Origin of the sequence: Clostridium pacaense (assembly GCF_020709765.2) — a bacterium.
GTDB classification, from domain to species: domain Bacteria; phylum Bacillota; class Clostridia; order Lachnospirales; family Lachnospiraceae; genus Enterocloster; species Enterocloster hominis.
In genome coordinates this window covers 16,677-34,859 of the sequence record NZ_JAJFEB020000007.1, presented here as the reverse complement: position 1 = coordinate 34,859, position 18,183 = coordinate 16,677, and the positions used below count along the sequence as shown (strand labels likewise).

The window sequence follows — 18,183 nt, the reverse complement described above, 5'->3', positions numbered from 1 at the left end:
ATGCCTGCCAATGAAGGAGGATAAGGATATGACAGATTATTTACAGAACTTTTCACTGAACGGCAAGGTTGCGCTGATTACAGGCGCGTCTTATGGAATCGGTTTTGCCATTGCAAAGGCCATGGCAGGCGCAGGGGCAACCATTGTATTCAATGACATTAAGCAGGAGCTGGTTGACAAGGGCATTGCGGCTTACAAGGAAGAGGGGATCAAAGCCCACGGATATGTATGCGACGTAACGGATGAGGATGCCGTGAACGGGATGGTTGCTACCATTGAGAAGGAAGTCGGCGTGATTGACATCCTGGTCAACAATGCAGGAATCATCAAGAGGATTCCCATGTGCGACATGTCTGCCGCTGAGTTCAGACAGGTAATTGACGTGGACCTGAATGCGCCGTTCATCGTGTCCAAGGCAGTCATCCCCAGCATGATTAAGAAGGGCCACGGCAAGATCATCAACATCTGCTCCATGATGAGCGAACTGGGACGCGAGACTGTTTCCGCATATGCGGCAGCCAAGGGCGGCCTTAAGATGCTGACCAAGAACATTGCGTCTGAGTACGGCGAATACAACATCCAGTGCAACGGCATCGGGCCTGGCTATATTGCCACACCACAGACAGCGCCTCTGCGCGAGGTCCAGCCGGATGGCTCCAGACATCCCTTTGACCAGTTCATCATTGCCAAGACACCAGCCGGACGCTGGGGCGAGGCAGAGGATCTGGGCGGGCCGGCCGTATTCCTGGCATCCGAGGCATCTAATTTTGTGAACGGCCTTGTACTGTACGTGGACGGCGGCATCCTTGCCTACATCGGCAAGCAGCCAAAATAAATCGAAGCAGCTGAAAGTCAGGCGGCCTTAACAGTATTCAGGCGGCTTCCTGGCGGTATGGGGGTTAAACCATGGGAGAGATGAATTTCAAGAACCGCGGCGAGCTGGTATTTGAGACCCTGAAGCGGGAGATTCTGGACCTGCGTCTGAAGCCGGGACAGATGATAAGTGAAAATGAAATATGCGACCGCTTCGGCGTGTCCAGGACTCCTGTGCGGGACGCCCTCAGGCTTTTGCAGGAACAGGGATTCGCAGAGACCGTCCCCTACAGGGGAACCTATGTGACGCTTCTGAGCCTGGATAACATCAAGCAGATGATTTACATGCGTGTTGCGGTTGAAACCATGGTGCTGCGGGATTTCATGCAGAACCGCACGCCCATGGTGATGGAAGATATCCGCCATGCAATTGCACAGCAGCGGGCGCTGATTGAGGAGGCCGGGTTTGAGCCGGAGCAGTTTTACCACATGGACGCCCAGATGCATTCCATATGGTTTGGCGCTGTAAGGCGCCAGAAGCTTTGGGAAATGCTTCAGGCACAGCAGCTTCACTATACAAGGTTCCGTATGCTGGATTTCATCACTGAGACTGATTTTACACGTATCATTGGGGAACATGAGGAACTGTTCCGGCTGATTTCAGAAGGAAATGAAAAGAAGCTGGAGGAATCGCTCAAGGAACACCTGTATTACAGCATGAAGCGTATGCGCCATTCCATAGAAGTGGATTATAAAGATTATTTTGAAGAAGAACCAGAAGAAGGGCGGTTTGTCATATGACAAGCCGTTCTATTCTTTTTTAAGATAAATCCGTTCATCCGGATTTTCTTCCAGATACGCTTCCAGGTCTTTTGGGGAGAGGTTGGAACGGACCTCCTCAAAGTAGGCTGCCCCGTCCATGGAGACGAAATCAATCAGGCGTTTTACCACCTCCTCGTCGTCCAGTAATTGTTTGATTTTTTCATCCGTAAAATAATCCATCGTCATTTACCTGCCTTTCTATTTCCAATATATGTAATTTATACATCCTAATACCTATAGTATATTCGTAATTGCGAAGATATTCAATATCTGAAATCTATTTTATGCTTAATCTATCAAACAGACCAATTACATAGGAGTAAAAGATGATAGATTATTCACCCTTTTGGAAGACTTTGGAAAAATCGGAGGAAAACTGGTATACCCTTACCAAACATCATCATGTGTCGGACAGCACGCTTCACAGACTGAAGCACAACAAGGATATTTCCATGAAGACAGTGAATGATTTGTGCAGGATACTGAATTGCGATATAGAGAATATCGCAACCTATGTGGCCTCGGATGAGGACCAGAAGCTGTAACTTGGCCGGACAAATCAGAGAACCAGACAGATGAGAACCAGACAGATGCCCTTCAGCTTGGCCCCGTGGCCGTGGCCGGCGGGCATTTTTTTGATTATCCCTTCCAAAACAGACCAAACTATTATAGAATGTTTTCAGGATGAAAGGAGGCGGGCTGTGGAGACGGAACAGAATAAGAAAAGCAATCCGGGATTCTTTGGCCGCATCTGGCTTTCCTGTTCCCTGGAACGGAAGGTGCGTTATATCGCTGGTTCGGCTGCAATTGTGGTCATCTTGTCCATTGGGGCCAATATCCTGGTTGCAGGCTTTGGCATGAAGGGATTTAACACGGTGCTTCAGAATAATTCCCAGGCCCTGTCCTTCTGGTCCGCCATGTCAGGGGAGAGCAGCGCGTTTGTGACCCTGGTCAGGGACCGGACGGAGGAAAACCAGAAGCGGTTTCATGAGGCGTGTCTTAAATCAGAAGCAGCACTTGAGGGACTGAGCTTTGATTACAGTAAGATCGGGGCGGTCCGGTATGCCAGGACCTGGTCCATTTTCAATATGTATGAAAACTATGCCAGGGAAAGGGATGGGTTCCTGGACATGCGTGAGGGCGACGAGGGGTACATGGACCGCCTGTATACCATCTACCGCGTCCAGGGATATCTGGAGAACCACGCGGGCCGCCTGGAACAGATGACGGTTGAGATGGGGAATGAGAGTTATAAAAGGCAGCAGCCCCTGCTGATCGTCGTGCCTGTGATCAGCGTGCTCTGGGGGGCGGCGGCCCTGCTCATGGTGCGGTGGCTGAAGCGTTCGGTGAACCGCAGCATCGTGCGGCCCGTGGTGGAACTGGCGGAGGATTCAAGGCGCATTGGTGAAAATGATTTTACTGGGCCGGATATCCAGGCAGAGGGACAGGATGAGATTGCCAGCCTGGTCAGGGCGTTCTGTACCATGAAGGAGTCCACAAAGGGCTATATCGAGGCGCTGACTGAAAAGCATGAGATGGAGAAGCAGCTGGACGCGGTGCGGCTTCAGATGCTGAAGAACCAGATCAATCCCCATTTCCTGTTCAATACCCTGAACATGATTGCCAGCACGGCCCAGATAGAGGACGCTGATACGACGGAGAAAATGATAACGGCCCTTGGACGGCTGTTCCGCTATAATTTGAAATCATCGGACTCGGTCATGCCCCTGGAGCGGGAGCTTAAGATAATCCAGGATTATATGTACCTGCAGAAGATGCGGTTTGGACAGCGGCTTACATTTACCTGCGACTGCCATCCGGATACGCTGGAACTATTGGTTCCCTCCTTTGCGCTCCAGCCGCTGGTGGAAAATTCCATCAAGTATGGCATCTCACCCAGAAGCCAGGGCGGGAAGATCCACATACGTTCCTGGATGGAGGGGAGACGGCTGTGGATATCCGTGGCGGATACCGGGCTTGGGATGGAAGAGGGACGGCTTCAGGAGATACGGGAAGCGCTTAGGACCGGGGATGAGAAGGCGGCCGGGGTGGGGCTTGGCAATATTTACCGGAGGCTTCACGGCATGTATAAGGATGGGGAAATGTTCCTGTACAGCTGCAAGGGCTGCGGTACGGTGGTGCAGATGGCATTCACAGGGAAAGACCTGAACGGAAAGGATGAAGTATGAACAGATATCGCATATTGCTGGCGGACGATGAACAGATTGAGCGGATGGCGCTGGCAAAACGGCTTGTGAAGCATTTTGGGGACAGCCTGGCAATCAGCGAGGCTGTCAATGGAGCGGATGCCCTGGAGGTGTTTAAGAGGGAGCGGAGCCAGATTGTGATCATGGATATTTCCATGCCGGAAATGGACGGGGCGGAGGCGGCGGAGCACATCCGGGGAATGGATGAGGACTGCGTCATCATTTTCCTGACAGCCTATGATGATTTTGCCTATGCCAAAAGGGCAATCGTAATCCGTGCCCTGGACTATCTTTTAAAGCCCTGTGACGAGGATGAGCTGGTGTCGGTGATGGAGGAGGCCATGCGTCTTACGGACCGCAGGGCGTTACAGAAGGCGCGGGAATCCGGCTTGGCTGCGGGGACGGTCCCGGATGGGCACATACCGGTGGGCCGGGGCGGGAACATGCCGGGAATCCAGGAGGGAGGTGCACTGGGAACCCAGGAGGGATTCGCGCCGGGAACCCAGGAGGGAGGTGCACTGGGAACCCAGGAGGGATTTGCACCGGGAATCCAGGAGGGAGATGCACCGGGAATCCCATTTGGGGATGCACCGGGGACTGCGGCCGGGATGGGGGATGGATCCGGGCGTTCGGACACAATCCCCCAGAGCGGTCATGGCCTGGAGGACGCGGGAGCCGCCCGCATGGCCCAGGCAGCAGAAACCATGCGGGAGTATATACGGAATAATTACATGAAGGAGATTTCCATGCAGGATGCTGCAAGGGTGATGAATTATTCGGATGCGTATTTCTGCAAATTGTTTAAACAGTGCTTTGACCAGAATTTTACCTCCTATCTGACTAATTTCCGGGTGAACGAGGCAAAGAAGCTTTTGAAGAACCGGAATATCAGCGTGAAGGATGTGGGAATGCAGGTGGGATATTATGATTCCAATTATTTTGCCAAGGTTTTCAAGCGGATTACGGGCATGATCCCTTCGGAGTACAGGGACAGCCGGACGCAGCATTAGGGCGTGTTTGGAAATGTCCCCCTGGCCTTGTTAATAAAATGACAAAATCTTCTTCCCCAATGACAAACTTTTACGGTACAAATTAAATGCCCCGGGCTATATAATTAAGAAAGTGTTAAGGAAGGCGCCAAAACCTTAATGAATTCTGGATTGTACAGCCGCGGGGTTTCTTTTTATGCGGTATGGTATGGAGGATTTCAGTCCAGAATAAGTACAGACCAGAATAAGTACAGATTGTATGGAACATTTGCCGTATAAAGGGAAAGGAATGGAAAATGGTGAGGAAATTCATAAAGAAAATGACGGCCGTCATGCTGTCTGCCGCTGTGGCGGCAGGCCTTATGGGCTGTGGTTCCGTGACTTCCGGGAAACGGATCATCCGTATATCCCATGCACAGTCGGAGACACATCCCGAGCATATAGGATTGCTTGCATTCAAGGAATATGTGGAGGAACGTCTGGGGGACAAGTACGAGGTACAGATATTCCCTAATGAGATCCTGGGTTCTGCCCAGAAGGCGATTGAGCTGACCCAGACAGGAGCCATTGATTTTGTGGTGGCAGGAACCGCCAACCTGGAGACATTTGCAGGCGTGTATGAGATTTTCAGCATGCCCTACCTCTTTGACTCCGAGGATGTGTATAAGTCCGTGATGCAGGATACGGATTACATGGAGCAGGTGTATGAGTCCACGGATGAGGCCGGGTTCCGGGTTGTGACCTGGTATAATGCGGGGACCAGGAACTTTTACGCCAAGACGCCCATCCGCACCCCTGAGGACCTTAAGGGTAAGAAAATAAGGGTACAGCAAAGCCCGGCCAGCGTTGCCATGGTCAATGCCTTTGGAGCGGCCGCGGCGCCCATGGGCTTCGGGGAAGTGTATACGGCCATCCAGCAGGGCGTGATTGACGGGGCTGAGAACAATGAGCTGGCCCTTACCAACAACAAGCACGGCGAGGTTGCAAAATATTATGCTTACAATAAACACCAGATGGTGCCGGACATGCTGGTGGCAAACCTCAAATTCCTTCAGGGCCTGGATCCTGAGGAGTACCAGATCTTCAAGGATGCGGCCCTTCTTTCCACCCAGGTCGAGATGGAGGAGTGGGATAAGAGCATTGAGGAGGCAAAACAGATTGCGGTTAATGACATGGGTGTGGAATTCATCGATGTGGATGTGGATGCATTTAAGCAGAAGGTGCTTCCCCTGCATGAGAAGATGCTGAAGGAAAATCCCAAGATTGCAGACCTGTACCTGTATATCCAGGAAGTAAATGAAAAAGCCAAGGGAGGACAGTAGGATGGAAAACATGCATAAAGTAAGAGCCGGAATCATGCGGGTCCTGGGGCTTGTGATTACCTGCCTGTTCGCCCTGATGACCCTGATCGGCACATATCAGATCGTGACAAGATATTTCTTTAACCGCCCAAGCACTGTGTCAGAGGAGCTTCTGACCTACTCCTTTACCTGGATGGCCCTGCTGGCCTCCGCCTATGTGTTCGGCAAGCGGGACCACATGCGCATGGGCTTCCTGGCGGATAAGTTTACAGGGCCTGGCCGCAGATACCTGGAGGTGGCCATTGATTTACTGACCTTTGCATTTGCAGGCGTTGTCATGGTATACGGAGGTATTTCCATTACGAAACTGACCATGATCCAGACCACGGCATCCCTGAGGGTGCCCATGGGATACATCTATGTAATCGTGCCTGTGGCGGGCGTGCTGATCATGCTGTTCAGCCTGATGAATGCGGCAGATATGCTGCACAGGGATTTCAGCGGGAAAGAGGAGGTGTAGGAGATGAATATAGCAGTTGCCTGTGGATTGATTATATTAGTGTTGCTGGTCATCATGCTTCTGGCCGGAGTTCCCATTGCAGTGGCCCTGGCCGTGTCGTCCATCTGCGCCATCCTTCCTGTGCTGAATACAGGAGCGGCCGTGCTTACCGGGGCACAGAGGATATTTTCCGGCATTTCCGTGTTCAGCCTTCTGGCCATACCTTTCTTTATCCTGGCTGGAAATATCATGAACAAGGGCGGGATTGCCATCCGTCTCATTAATTTTGCAAAACTGTTCACCGGAAATATTCCAGGCGCCCTGGCGCACACCAATGCGGTTGCCAATATGCTCTTTGGCGCCATATCAGGTTCCGGTACGGCGGCAGCGTCTGCCATGGGTTCCATCATTGGGCCGATTGAGGAGGAAGAGGGCTATGACAGGGATTTCTCTGCGGCAGCCAATATTGCCACGGCGCCCACCGGACTTCTGATCCCGCCCAGCAATGTCATGATTACCTATTCCCTTGTGAGCGGGGGGACCTCAGTGGCAGCCCTGTTCATGGCAGGGTATATCCCCGGAATCCTATGGGGACTGGCCTGTATGGCTGTGATTTTTTATTTTGCCAAGAAGAAGGGATACCGCAGTACGGTTAAATACAGCGCCGGAGAAAAGGTTAAGGTATTCTTCCAGGCAATCCCGTGTCTTCTCATGATTGTGATTGTAATCGGAGGAATCATAAGCGGCATCTTCACGGCCACGGAGGGAAGCGTGGTGGCTGTTGTGTACAGCCTGATCCTGTCGCTGTTTTTCTACAAGTCAATCAAGCTTTCCGAGCTGCCTAAGATTTTCCTGGACAGCGCGGAGATGACCGGTATCATCATTTTCCTTATCGGCGTGTCCAGTATCATGAGCTGGGTCATGGCATTTACGGGGATACCTTCTGCCGTGTCCGAGGCCATGCTGGGAATCAGCAACAACAGGTATGTGATCCTCTTCATCATCAATATCCTGCTCCTGATCATCGGCACATTCATGGACATGACGCCTGCCTGCCTGATCTTCACCCCTATTTTCCTGCCTATCTGCCAGGCCCTGGGGATGAACACCGTGCATTTCGGTATCATGATGATATTCAACCTGTGTATCGGCACCATCACACCGCCGGTGGGAACCACGCTGTTTGTAGGCGTTAAGGTGGGTAAGAGCAAGATTGAAAATGTGATTAAGCCGCTGCTTTATTATTTTGCCGCCATATTCATTGTACTGCTCCTTGTCTCCTATGTTCCGATCCTGTCCATGTGGCTGCCGGGACTGCTGGGGTATGTGTGATGGAAGGCTGATTGGGATTTGAATCTGATTCATTCGGGCTGGGAAATATTGCCGTCTGCTGCAGGTCATGTGCGGCGGGCGGCAGATTTTTTTGTGCGGCATGTTTGTAGATGGAAGGCTGTAGATGGAAGGACGCAGATGGCAGGCCAAAGCAGAGGCAGGGGTATGGCAGGCCGAAGCAGGAGGGGCAGGGGTATGGCAGGCCGAAGCAGGAGGGGCAGGGGTATGGCAGGCCGAAGCAGGGATAGGGGTATGGCAGGCCGAAGCAGGGGCAGGGATATGACAGGCCGAAGCAGGGGCAGGGGTATGGCAGGCCAATGCAGGAAGGACAGGGAAATGGAACAGCGGAAGAAAATACGGAAAAGGTGAAATTTGTGGATGAATATGGGTTGTGGTTGGGGGCGAATTCTGCTATAGTACATATCGTGCGTTCAGGCATAACTTGAAAATGGATGAGGGAAACAGGCATGACAGAGATACTTATGAAGGCAGGCTCCTTTGTGGCTATTATCATAATGGGGTATATGCTGAGAAGAAAAGGATTTTTTAAAGAGGAAGATTTTTATGTGTTGTCCAGGATTGTGCTGAAGATCACGCTTCCGGCAGCCATCGTGACGAATTTTACCGGAATTGACCTGAAACCGTCCATGCTGCTCATGAGCATGCTGGGACTGGGCGGCGGAGTCCTGCTGGTTGGCATTGCGTTCTTGATCAGCGCAGGTAAAAGCGGCGGGGAAAAGGCATTTAATATCGTCAATCTTTCCGGATATAATATAGGGAACTTCACCATGCCCTTTGCCCAGGGCTTTTTAGGACCCATGGGGGTGGTTGCCACCAGCCTGTTTGACTCAGGCAATGCGCTGGTCTGTCTGGGAGGCGCTTACAGCGTGGCTGTAATGGCTAAGGGGGAGAAGAATAAGTTCAGCGTCATGCCCATCATAAAGACCCTGTTATTATCCGTGCCGTTTGATGCATATCTGCTGATGACCATCCTGTCCTTACTGCATCTGACCCTGCCAGCGCCTGTGGTTTCATTTACCGGGATCATTGCCAATGGAAATGCATTTATGGCAATGCTCATGCTGGGCGTTGGATTTAAGATGACCTTGGATAAAAGCCGGATGGGAAAAATCATAACAATACTGTCCATTCGGTATGCTGTTTCCATAGCGCTGGCAGCGGCCTTTTATTTCCTTCTGCCCTTTGGACTGGAGTACAGACAGGCCCTGACCATACTGGCCCTCAGCCCCATCGCATCTGCAGCTCCGGCCTTTACCGCGGATTTGAGAGGGGATATCGGACTGTCAAGCGCAATTAATTCAATCTCCATTGTAATCAGTATTGTGCTGATTACGGGAACCCTGCTGGTGATTTTATAAACGGCTGCCTGAATAAATCAGACGGGACAGCAATATATATAATAAAAAAGGCTGAAAAGATGATAACTGAGCGGTATATCATTAACTTTTACAGCATAGGTGATAAAAGATTCGGCATAGAAGAAGTAAAAAGGATTTGGATTAATGCTGCTATCAAAGAAAATGAACGCTGCGGGGTGTTTATAAACGGCGTGATTGAACACCTGGAATTAATCTGTGACATAAGGGATGAGTGCGGTACGGACAGCCAAGGGCTAAGAATCATAGCTGCGCGCAATCCCGTGCTTTACGAGGACAGTGAAGCATATTTCAGCGCAATACGGAGGGTCATTCTTGATGTGAAGCAGAAGCTTGATAATCCTTATGTGACTATCAGTATATGCAGCACTAATTTTTTTTACTTTGACAGTGTCTAGTGTACTGGCATATTATGTAATGGAAGTATGAGGATAGAAGGCTTCAAGCTGATTGATATGGGCTTGAGGCTTTTTATTTTGCTTTTTCGGGACGGGGAAAGGATATATGTGCGCTGGGGAGGATGGGACGGAGGATGGAACTCATGAGGGCAGTCCATAATAAAGAAACCCCGCACACATGATGGATGCAGGGTTCTTAAAAAGGGGAGGATAAGTATTAAGAATTCTCTTAACATTTTCATTATTGCCTGTTTTTTCTTGAATATACATGTAAAAGAATTATTTTGAAAATAGATGGTTTTCCTTTATGGGTGTGGCCTATTTGGGCTGGACGGAGGAATCGCCCAGTCTTACCGTGTCGGTATGGCAGGTCTGGCGGCAGGGGAGGGAATCAATTCCTTGTACTTAAAGGAAAAAATCCAGGCCCACCGCAACCTTGCGATGAGCCTGGAAAAAAGGGGAGGATAAGTATTAATTATTTTCTCTTTCGTGTATACTCCTATTATGGACACGTTGCGGGAGAATATACACAATCATGAAAAAATATTTTATTATTCGAATGATTGCACGTCCTCATGTCCCGCCCTTTAATTCCGGAACCGGTAAATCATACTTGCTGGTTATTCAATCTTCCAGGCCTATCGGTTCAAAGAAGTCTTCCAGGCATTCTAATGCCGGGAGCAGTTTGGAAACGCCGCAGGTAAAGAAGATGATGCGGATTACCTCAAATACATCGTCCACGGTAGCGCCGTTTTCCAGGGCAAGCCCGGCATGGACCTTGGTAGTGGTGGATGTCCCTGTTGCCATGCCGATGGCCATGACAATCAGTTCGCGGTATTTTCTTGGGATTTCAACATCCCGTTTATTGCAGTTTAAGTACTGCTGCAAGAATGCATTGACCAGGTTGGGATCATTGCCCATGACCTGATGGGAGTTTAACAGGGAGCCGCCTCTGGCTTCCTTCAGTTCTTTTAAAACCTCCTGGGAACGGAGTAGTTTTTCTGGGTTCTGCTGTTTCATTGATACCTCCAGTGATGAATTGATGTTATGTATTTATGTATCACAGGTTATATTTGGACCTGAGAAAGTCAGGTGCATAGGCGGGGAAAAGGGCATAGGTAAGTACATCCTCTTCTGTGCGGGCCAGTGGCTCGGCTTCCGCTTTTGCTGCTTCGTAGCCGGGCGCCAGCATGTCCGCCGGTTTTTTGGTACCTGGCTTTTCACTGCCAAGGGCAGCCTCCAGTAGCTCCGGTGAAACCGGGCCTGGAGGCATTCCGTACATTCCGCGGCAGTAATCCTTGATTTCATTGCTGACCATCATGTAACGTTTTCCTGTAAGCACATTGGTAGTGGCCTGTGCGCCGCACATCTGGCTGGATGGGGTCGCCAGGGGAGGATAGCCCATGTCGGCCCTTACCCTGGTTACTTCTTCCAGGACCTGGGGAAGACGGTCATATAGCTTCATGGCAGTGAGCTGGCTTTCCAGATTGGACAGCATTCCTCCCGGTATCTGGTGCTCCAGGCATCCCACGTCCACGCCAATCAGTTTTGTTTCAAACTGGGCATATTTCCTGCGCAGGGCCAGGAAGCCTTCATTGATGGCCTTAAACTGGGCTACATCTATGTGGGGGTCGCGGCTGGTTCCCTTTAATGCAGTAACAAAACTTTCAATGGGAGGATGGGCCGGTCCCATGGACATGGAAGAGACGCACACATCCAGACCGTCCACGCCTGCGCGGATGGCTTCCCAATAGGCCATCTCAGCCATTCCTCCTGTACAGTGGCAGTGAAGGTGGATCGGCACCTTCAGTTCGGCTTTTAATGCTTTTATCAGGTCATAGGCAGCGGCCGGGGTCATAAGCCCTGCCATGTCTTCCACGTGGAGCAGGGAAACACCCATTTTTTCCTGCTCTTTTCCATTTTCCACAAATTTTTCTATGGTGTGGAAGGGGCTTATGTTGTACTGGATGGAGCCCTCGATTTTCTTTCCTGCTTTTTTAACTGCCCTGAATGCGGATTCGCAGTTGCGCAGGTCCTGGAGGGCATCAAATATCAGGAATACGTCAATACCAGCCGCCGCAGCTTTTTCAACAAACTTCTCAACAACATCATCAGGGTAAGCCTTATAGCCTACCAGGTTCTGGCCGCGCAGCACCATTTTAAGCGGTGTACGTTTCACATATTTCTTAAATTCCCGGATGCGGTCCCAGGGGTCTTCCTTTAGAAAACGGACCGCCACATCAAATGTGGCTCCGCCCCACATCTCCATACTGTCATATCCCACCTGATCCATGGCGCTGAGCAGGGGAACCATGTCGGCAGTGGTCATCCTTGTTGCAAACAGGGACTGCTGCCCATCCCGGAATTCCACGCTGTTGAACCTGACCGGGGAACCGGCGCCTGCGAAGTCAGAGGCAGAGTGGCCGGAGGGGAATGATCCTTTCTTTTTCCAAAACACGGATTCACGTCCTTTCGATTTAGTAGAGTTTGCTAAATCGTTAAACTAAATCGTTAAAACAAATATAAATTAAATAATATTTTTTGTCAAGAGGAAATTTGGAATTATTTATGATAACCAGGATCCTGGTTTTTTTAATGGAATGGATGTATTGGATAAAAAAGAAATGACTGGCCATATGCCGTGTCCGTCTGCCTGGTCCTTAAAAAGGGGCGCATGGCAGACTGACATCCATAACAGGCATGGCTTAAATACGGGATATCATAGCTGTCCCGTACTGCTGCAGGTTCACTGCACGGTTCAATAAATCGCTGGGCGCCACAAACAGCGCAGGTACCGGTATATCGATGCCGGAGTGCTTCAGGACCTGTTCCACAAGATCCAGGAAGTCTGCTGCCAGGTTGACCGTATTCCTCAATTCCCCTGAACCAAGGAGGGCAAGGTCGTCACTGGGTTCGTTCAGGGCGGAATAGAATTCCTGGGCCAGGACTTCCAGGTCAAGGTTACCGGGGAATAGATCGGAAGGGTACCTCAGGTTCTCTCCCCATGCATCATCTATCATATCTGCCAGACGGATTGTGCCGGGAAGGCCGGTTTCAAGAAGCCCGTCCTTCAGGATGATCCGGTAATCTGTCCCGCAGTCAGCGTAGCACTGGTATACCAGCTGGGAACATACCATGACAGGAACATTGCCTTTATGTATCACTTTATTAAGCAGCTTATCGAGTTCCCGGCATGCCATATTAAGAATCAGGTCGGTGATTTTCTGCCATCTGGGTGTGGGACGGACTGCGCGGTAAATCAATAAGCCCGCAAAGAATATCAAATCAGGATAATCGTACTGCACATCCTCATCCAGATAACGTTTGGCGGCAGCTACTAACGGGGCCGGGTCCTTTTCAGGGCACAGGCGCAAAAGGTATGCCTTCTCACCGCTAACACCCCCATTAGCGGATACAATGACCTTTCCAAAACATATGGCATTCACATTTCCCGGCATATCCGTCTGTATGCAGGGCTTATACTGCCTTGAAGGTTTCGCGCAGCATGATTTCCGGCTCAATCAGCGTATGGACAGGTTCACCGGCGGATACGGACAGGGCGTCAATGACCACGCGGATGGCGCCTTCCATAACCTCCCTGTTGGGCATGGATATGACGCTGACAGGGGGGATGGAGTACATGGTGGCCTCCGGGTCAAGGAAGCCGATGGCAAGCAGCTCCACATCCCGGGGCAGTGACAGTCCGTGCCGGTGGAAGGAGTAGAGGGCGCCCAGGGCCATGGAATCTGAATCGCAGAACACCGCCTTTGGGGCGGCAGGAAGGCTGCAGTATGCGTCCGCTCCCTTAACCCCTCCTTCCATGGTATTCTCCACCCGGATGATATGGGCAGCCTCAATACTGATTCCTATCTGGGAACATGCATTGAGGAAGGCCTGGGTGCGCTGGCCGGTGGCCAGGTATGGCTGCCTGGAGGTCAGGACCGCTGCCTCGGTATATCCTTTCTGCCGGAACAGGCGGGCGGCCAGAAGTCCCATTTCCCTTGTGTCCACTGACACCGTGGAATACTTTTCCGATGTACGGTTGATCAGCACAAGGGGAATCTGCGGTTTCAGGGTTTCCAGATATGCAATGTCCTGGGAGGATGCGCCGCCTATGATGACTGCGTGGTAGCTGTTCTTTATGATACCGTCTGAATGTTTTTCAAGTGCATTGTTTTCATAGGTCTGCACCACCAGTTCACAGTCAAAACCCAGCCTGCGTATGATTCCCTGGAAGCTGGAGAGGAATGAGGCCAGGATGTTGGTACGATAATCCATGGGCCAGTAAAAGGCAATGATGGGGCGCAGTTTTTCATTGGAGCGCAGGCGCCTGGCGCTTAGGTTGGGCTGGTAGCCCAGGGTATTCATGGCCTGCATGACCCGCTCACAGGTCAGGGGCGAGATGCGCCGTTCCTCTGCCTTGCCATTGATGATCAGGGATACCGTGGTGGGTGAGACCTGGGCAAAGCTGGCTACGTCTTTAATCGTCACCATGGACTGCACCTCCTTTCTGTCAGAATGTTTTCCTGTAAGATGTTTTTGTATGTTCAGTCTGTCTCTATCATACGGAGTGCAGGGGGATTTGTCAAGGATTGGGACATCCGGACAGAGGTAAGGGGCAGACATGGAGGCAAACCAGGACAAGGCCGCAGAATTTCCATTTATTATGAAGACACAGCATAGAAAAATTAAAATATGCACAAATAAGCAAGAAATAAATTGTATGAATGATACAAAATAAAAAGTGGGTATTGACATTTGCTAAAACGTAAAACTATAATAAAGCTAAGCTAAAACGTTAAACTAATACGATAAACCAGTTAAATATTACAATTAATTACAACGAATTCACAATAAGACAGAACCGTATGTCTGAAGAAAGGGAGAAATGGATTATGGGTAAAATCATGAAGACCATGGATGGAAACGAAGCAGCGGCATATGCCTCCTATGCATTTACGGAGGTGGCTGCCATTTATCCTATCACACCTTCATCACCAATGGCAGAGCATGTGGATGCATGGGCGGCCCATGGGAAGAAGAATATATTCGGCACACCGGTGAAGCTGGTGGAGATGCAGTCTGAGGCAGGAGCCATCTCCGCTGTACACGGCGCACTGGACGCAGGCGTCCTGGCATCCTCCTATACCGCATCCCAGGGGCTTATGCTGATGATCCCCACCATGTTCCGTATTGCAGGGCAGCTGAAACCAGGCGTGGTGCATGTGGCCAGCCGCAATGTGGCAACCAGCGCCATCTCAATTTTCGCGGAGCACTCCGATGTGATGGCGTGCCGCCAGACCGGGTTTGCCATGATGGCCAGCTCCACGGTCCAGGAAGCCATGGATTTAGGCGCCGTATCCCATCTGGCAGCCATTAAGGGGCATGTGCCCTTCCTTCATTTCTTTGACGGGTTCAGGACCAGCCATGAAATCCAGAAGGTGGAATGCCTGGATTATGATGAGCTTGGGAAGCTGGTGGATCAAAAGGAACTGAAACAGTTCCGGGATAATGGACTGAATCCTGAAAGCCCGGTACTGCGCACCACCGGACAGAATGCAGATACATATTTCCAGCAGAGGGAGGCTGCCAACCCTTACTATGAGGCGCTTCCGGATGTGGTGGAGGCCTGCATGGACCAGATTAACGGGCTTACGGGCAGGAATTATAAGCTGTTTAATTACTACGGAAGCCCGGACGCGGAGATGGTCCTGGTCGGGATGGGCAGTGTGACAGGAACCATCCAGGAGACAATTGACTACCTCAGGTCCCAGGGGAAGAAGGTGGGGTATCTGGAAGTCCATCTGTTCCGCCCGTTCAGTACGAAGCATTTTTTCCGGGAACTTCCGGAAACCGTTAAGAGGATTACGGTCCTTGACAGGGATAAGGAGGCTGGGGCTGTGGGCGAGCCGTTGTTTGAGGAAATCTGCAGCGTGCTTTTGGATGCAGGAAGCACGGTTAAGGCATATGCCTGCCGTTTCGGCCTGGCAAGCAAGGATACGACCCCGGCACAGGTTGCGGCCATGTATGGGAACATGGAGGCCCCGGACCCAAGGAATCATTACACCATCGGTATTGTGGATGATGTGACCCACCATTCCATCCCCTATGGGGAGGAGCTGGATATCATCCCGGAGGGCACGGTCAGCTGTAAGTTCTGGGGACTTGGCTCAGACGGGACCGTGGGCGCCAACAAGAATACCATTAAGATCATCGGTGACCACACCGATATGCATGTACAGGCCTACTTTGAGTATGACGGCAAGAAATCAGGGGGCGTCACCAAGAGCCATCTGCGTTTCGGCAACTCGCCCATCCGAAGCGCTTATCTGGTGAACAAGGCGGATTTTGTGGCCTGCCATAACCAGGCGTACATTGACAAGTATGATATTGTGTCGGATTTAAAGGAGGGCGGCAGCCTGCTGCTTGCCTGTGACTGGAAGGAAGAGGAGCTGGACAGCCATCTGCCCGCGTATATGAGGAAGGCAATTGCGGACAAGAAGATTAACCTTTACATCATTGATTCCGTGGGCATTGCTGCAGGGCTGGGGCTGGGAAGCCGTACAAACACCGTGCTCCAGTCGGCATTTTTCAAAATTGCAAATATCATCCCGGCAGAGGACGCGTCCAGGTATATGAAGGAAGCCATCCTTAAATCCTATGGCAATAAGGGTGAGGCAGTGGTGAACATGAACTACGCCGCCGTGGACGCGGGCGTGGGACACCTTGTGAAGGTGGATGTGCCAAAAGCCTGGTCCGGGCTTGAGCCGGACAGGACAAAGGACACCGGAGGGAAACCTAAGTTCATCACAAGGATACTGGAGCCGGTGAACAGCATGAAAGGAGATACCATTCCCGTATCCGCGTTCTACGAGGACCATGCCGACGGGACCATGCCCCAGGGAACATCCAAGTATGAGAAACGCGGGATTGGGGTTAAGGTGCCCTCCTGGAATCCTGATACATGCATCCAGTGCAACCAGTGTGCTTACGTATGCCCCCATGCGGTCATCCGCCCCCTGCTTCTCACTGAGGAGGAGGTCCAGGAGGCCCCAAAAGGGATGAAGACAGCAAAGGCCATCGGAAAGGGAGGGGAAGGGTATGTGTTCCACATGGCTGTTTCCGTCATGGACTGCTCTGGCTGCGGAAGCTGCGCCAATGTCTGCCCTGCAAAGGAAAAGGCCCTTACCATGAAGCCTCTGGAGGAAGAGAGGAAGGAGGCTGCAATCTGGGATTACACGGAAGGGCTTCCTGAAATCAGGAATCCATACGGCACTGCCAATGTAAAGGGAAGCCAGTTTGAACAGCCGCTGCTGGAATTCTCCGGCGCATGTGCGGGCTGCGGGGAAACGCCTTATGCCAAACTTGTAACCCAGTTATTCGGCGACAGGATGTATATTGCAACTGCCACGGGATGCAGCCAGGTATGGGCGACCAGCTTCCCAAGTTTCCCCTACACCACGAATAAGCAGGGGCAGGGCCCGGCCGTTGGCGGTTCCCTGTTTGAGAACAATGCGGAGTTCGGCATGGGTATCTATCTTGGGGCCGACCAGCAGAGGAACAGCCTGTGCCTGAGGATTGAGGAAATTGCAGGGAAGTCGGATGATGGGAGGCTGAAGGAAGCAGCGGTCCAGTGGCTGGCGCATTTTGATGATAAAGAAGCCACCAAGGAGGTAAGCCAGGCGTTAAAGGCGGCGCTTCACAGCTATAAAGGCAGCGCCGTGGCGCAGGAGGCAGCATTTGCCCTGGAAAATGAAAAACATCTGGTGAAGAAATCCGTCTGGATGTTCGGAGGCGATGGCTGGGCATATGATATTGGCTACGGCGGCCTGGACCATGTGCTGGCATCGGGAGCGGATGTGAATGTGATGGTATTTGACACCGAGGTATATTCCAACACAGGCGGCCAGGCATCCAAGGCAACGCCCACCGGCGCTGTTGCCCAGTTTGCGGCGGCAGGCAAGCGCACCAAGAAAAAAGACCTGGGAATGATGGCCATGAGCTACGGGGATGTATATGTTGCCCAGGTTGCCATGGGGGCAGACCAGGCCCAGCTGCTAAAGGCAGTGAAGGAGGCTGAAGGCTACAACGGACCGTCCCTGATCATCGCATACGCGCCGTGCATCAACCATGGACTGCGCTGCGGCATGGCAAAGGTACAGGACGAAATCAAGCGGGCGGTCAAAGCCGGCTACTGGCACCTCTACAGATACAATCCGACGCTGGCTGAGGAGGGCAGGAATCCATTCCAGTTAGACAGCAAGGAGCCGGACGGCAGTTACAAGGAGTTCTTAAGGGGCGAGGTACGCTATTCCTCATTGGAGCGGGCTTTCCCTGAAGAAGCAGATGCCCTTTACCGGAAGTCAGAGGCAGAGGCCAGATCAAGGTATGAGGCATATAAGGGGCTGGCGCTGAAATAGGCCGG

Annotated in this window: 18 protein-coding genes; 13 read left to right on the top strand and 5 right to left on the bottom strand. The window is 51.5% G+C overall.

Annotation, left to right across the window (positions count from 1 at the left end; translation table 11 throughout):
• Nucleotides 1-28: 28 nt before the first annotated feature.
• On the top strand, nt 29-835 hold the full coding sequence (locus tag LK536_RS43035; RefSeq protein ID WP_227796151.1) for a gluconate 5-dehydrogenase: 807 nt from the start codon (nt 29-31) through the stop codon (nt 833-835).
• Nucleotides 836-906: 71 nt separating this feature from the next.
• On the top strand, nt 907-1,614 hold the full coding sequence (locus LK536_RS43030; protein WP_008718242.1) for a GntR family transcriptional regulator: 708 nt from the start codon (nt 907-909) through the stop codon (nt 1,612-1,614).
• Between the two features lie 9 nt (nt 1,615-1,623).
• Here the strand turns inward: LK536_RS43030 and LK536_RS43025 are convergent, their stop codons facing one another.
• Nucleotides 1,624-1,821: a hypothetical protein gene (locus LK536_RS43025; RefSeq protein WP_008718241.1), complete on the bottom strand. Its 198-nt coding sequence runs from the start codon at nt 1,819-1,821 to the stop codon at nt 1,624-1,626.
• A 140-nt stretch (nt 1,822-1,961) separates the two neighbouring features.
• Between LK536_RS43025 and LK536_RS43020 the strand changes: the two genes are divergently transcribed.
• The 10 genes from LK536_RS43020 to LK536_RS42975 all read left to right on the top strand — a co-directional run bounded on the left by LK536_RS43020 (nt 1,962) and on the right by LK536_RS42975 (nt 10,226).
• Entirely contained in the window at nt 1,962-2,180 is a 219-nt protein-coding gene (locus LK536_RS43020) for a helix-turn-helix domain-containing protein (RefSeq protein ID WP_025486394.1), read from the top strand.
• A gap of 156 nt (nt 2,181-2,336) precedes the next feature.
• Complete coding sequence (locus LK536_RS43015; RefSeq protein ID WP_227796152.1) at nt 2,337-3,824, top strand: sensor histidine kinase; 1,488 nt, start codon at nt 2,337-2,339, stop codon at nt 3,822-3,824.
• A complete protein-coding gene (locus tag LK536_RS43010; protein ID WP_227796153.1) occupies nt 3,821-4,852 on the top strand; it encodes a response regulator transcription factor in 1,032 nt (343 codons plus the stop codon). Before LK536_RS43015 ends, LK536_RS43010 begins: the two co-directional genes overlap by 4 nt.
• Nucleotides 4,853-5,127: 275 nt before the next feature.
• Nucleotides 5,128-6,153 (top strand): TRAP transporter substrate-binding protein, encoded by a 1,026-nt coding sequence (locus LK536_RS43005; protein ID WP_008718237.1) that lies wholly within the window; start codon nt 5,128-5,130, stop codon nt 6,151-6,153.
• A gap of 10 nt (nt 6,154-6,163) precedes the next feature.
• Nucleotides 6,164-6,652: a TRAP transporter small permease gene (locus tag LK536_RS43000; protein WP_331472186.1), complete on the top strand. Its 489-nt coding sequence runs from the start codon at nt 6,164-6,166 to the stop codon at nt 6,650-6,652.
• 3 nt (nt 6,653-6,655) lie between these two features.
• Nucleotides 6,656-7,963: a TRAP transporter large permease gene (locus LK536_RS42995; RefSeq protein ID WP_008718235.1), complete on the top strand. Its 1,308-nt coding sequence runs from the start codon at nt 6,656-6,658 to the stop codon at nt 7,961-7,963.
• A gap of 124 nt (nt 7,964-8,087) precedes the next feature.
• Nucleotides 8,088-8,246, top strand: a complete 159-nt coding sequence (locus LK536_RS42990) for a hypothetical protein (RefSeq protein WP_227796155.1) — start codon at nt 8,088-8,090, stop codon at nt 8,244-8,246.
• 184 nt (nt 8,247-8,430) lie between these two features.
• Entirely contained in the window at nt 8,431-9,342 is a 912-nt protein-coding gene (locus LK536_RS42985) for an AEC family transporter (RefSeq protein ID WP_008718233.1), read from the top strand.
• A gap of 59 nt (nt 9,343-9,401) precedes the next feature.
• Entirely contained in the window at nt 9,402-9,758 is a 357-nt protein-coding gene (locus LK536_RS42980; protein WP_025486399.1) for a hypothetical protein, read from the top strand.
• A gap of 294 nt (nt 9,759-10,052) precedes the next feature.
• A complete protein-coding gene (locus tag LK536_RS42975; RefSeq protein WP_506092153.1) occupies nt 10,053-10,226 on the top strand; it encodes a hypothetical protein in 174 nt (57 codons plus the stop codon).
• Nucleotides 10,227-10,382: 156 nt separating this feature from the next.
• Here LK536_RS42975 and LK536_RS42970 read toward each other — a convergent pair whose 3' ends face one another.
• The 4 genes from LK536_RS42970 to LK536_RS42955 form a co-directional block, all read right to left on the bottom strand.
• The gene (locus tag LK536_RS42970) at nt 10,383-10,778 is read right to left on the bottom strand and encodes a carboxymuconolactone decarboxylase family protein (protein WP_227796156.1); all 396 of its coding nucleotides are present in this window, start codon (nt 10,776-10,778) and stop codon (nt 10,383-10,385) included.
• Nucleotides 10,779-10,818: 40 nt separating this feature from the next.
• Nucleotides 10,819-12,216, bottom strand: a complete 1,398-nt coding sequence (locus LK536_RS42965; protein WP_227796157.1) for a pyruvate carboxylase subunit B — start codon at nt 12,214-12,216, stop codon at nt 10,819-10,821.
• 247 nt (nt 12,217-12,463) lie between these two features.
• Nucleotides 12,464-13,216, bottom strand: coding sequence for a hypothetical protein (locus tag LK536_RS42960; RefSeq protein WP_227796158.1), 753 nt, complete (start codon nt 13,214-13,216; stop codon nt 12,464-12,466).
• A 19-nt stretch (nt 13,217-13,235) separates the two neighbouring features.
• On the bottom strand, nt 13,236-14,252 hold the full coding sequence (locus LK536_RS42955) for a LacI family DNA-binding transcriptional regulator (protein ID WP_227796159.1): 1,017 nt from the start codon (nt 14,250-14,252) through the stop codon (nt 13,236-13,238).
• A gap of 401 nt (nt 14,253-14,653) precedes the next feature.
• On the opposite strand from LK536_RS42955, the gene nifJ reads away from it, so the two are divergent.
• Nucleotides 14,654-18,178 carry a pyruvate:ferredoxin (flavodoxin) oxidoreductase gene (nifJ, locus tag LK536_RS42950; RefSeq protein ID WP_227796160.1) on the top strand — a complete coding sequence of 1,175 codons (3,525 nt, stop codon included), beginning with the start codon at nt 14,654-14,656 and terminating at the stop codon, nt 18,176-18,178.
• Nucleotides 18,179-18,183 lie beyond the last annotated feature (5 nt).

Coding starts and splice junctions, on each gene's coding strand:
- LK536_RS43005 (WP_008718237.1), top strand. CDS start 5,128: ATGGTGAGGAAATTCATAAAGAAAATGACGGCCGTCATGCTGTCTGCC.
- LK536_RS43030 (WP_008718242.1), top strand. CDS start 907: ATGGGAGAGATGAATTTCAAGAACCGCGGCGAGCTGGTATTTGAGACC.
- LK536_RS43000 (WP_331472186.1), top strand. CDS start 6,164: ATGCATAAAGTAAGAGCCGGAATCATGCGGGTCCTGGGGCTTGTGATT.
- nifJ (WP_227796160.1), top strand. CDS start 14,654: ATGGGTAAAATCATGAAGACCATGGATGGAAACGAAGCAGCGGCATAT.
- LK536_RS42990 (WP_227796155.1), top strand. CDS start 8,088: ATGGAAGGACGCAGATGGCAGGCCAAAGCAGAGGCAGGGGTATGGCAG.
- LK536_RS42975 (WP_506092153.1), top strand. CDS start 10,053: ATGGTTTTCCTTTATGGGTGTGGCCTATTTGGGCTGGACGGAGGAATC.
- LK536_RS43035 (WP_227796151.1), top strand. CDS start 29: ATGACAGATTATTTACAGAACTTTTCACTGAACGGCAAGGTTGCGCTG.
- LK536_RS42980 (WP_025486399.1), top strand. CDS start 9,402: ATGATAACTGAGCGGTATATCATTAACTTTTACAGCATAGGTGATAAA.
- LK536_RS43010 (WP_227796153.1), top strand. CDS start 3,821: ATGAACAGATATCGCATATTGCTGGCGGACGATGAACAGATTGAGCGG.
- LK536_RS42970 (WP_227796156.1), bottom strand. CDS start 10,778: ATGAAACAGCAGAACCCAGAAAAACTACTCCGTTCCCAGGAGGTTTTA.
- LK536_RS42960 (WP_227796158.1), bottom strand. CDS start 13,216: ATGCCGGGAAATGTGAATGCCATATGTTTTGGAAAGGTCATTGTATCC.
- LK536_RS42995 (WP_008718235.1), top strand. CDS start 6,656: ATGAATATAGCAGTTGCCTGTGGATTGATTATATTAGTGTTGCTGGTC.
- LK536_RS43020 (WP_025486394.1), top strand. CDS start 1,962: ATGATAGATTATTCACCCTTTTGGAAGACTTTGGAAAAATCGGAGGAA.
- LK536_RS42955 (WP_227796159.1), bottom strand. CDS start 14,252: ATGGTGACGATTAAAGACGTAGCCAGCTTTGCCCAGGTCTCACCCACC.
- LK536_RS43025 (WP_008718241.1), bottom strand. CDS start 1,821: ATGACGATGGATTATTTTACGGATGAAAAAATCAAACAATTACTGGAC.
- LK536_RS42985 (WP_008718233.1), top strand. CDS start 8,431: ATGACAGAGATACTTATGAAGGCAGGCTCCTTTGTGGCTATTATCATA.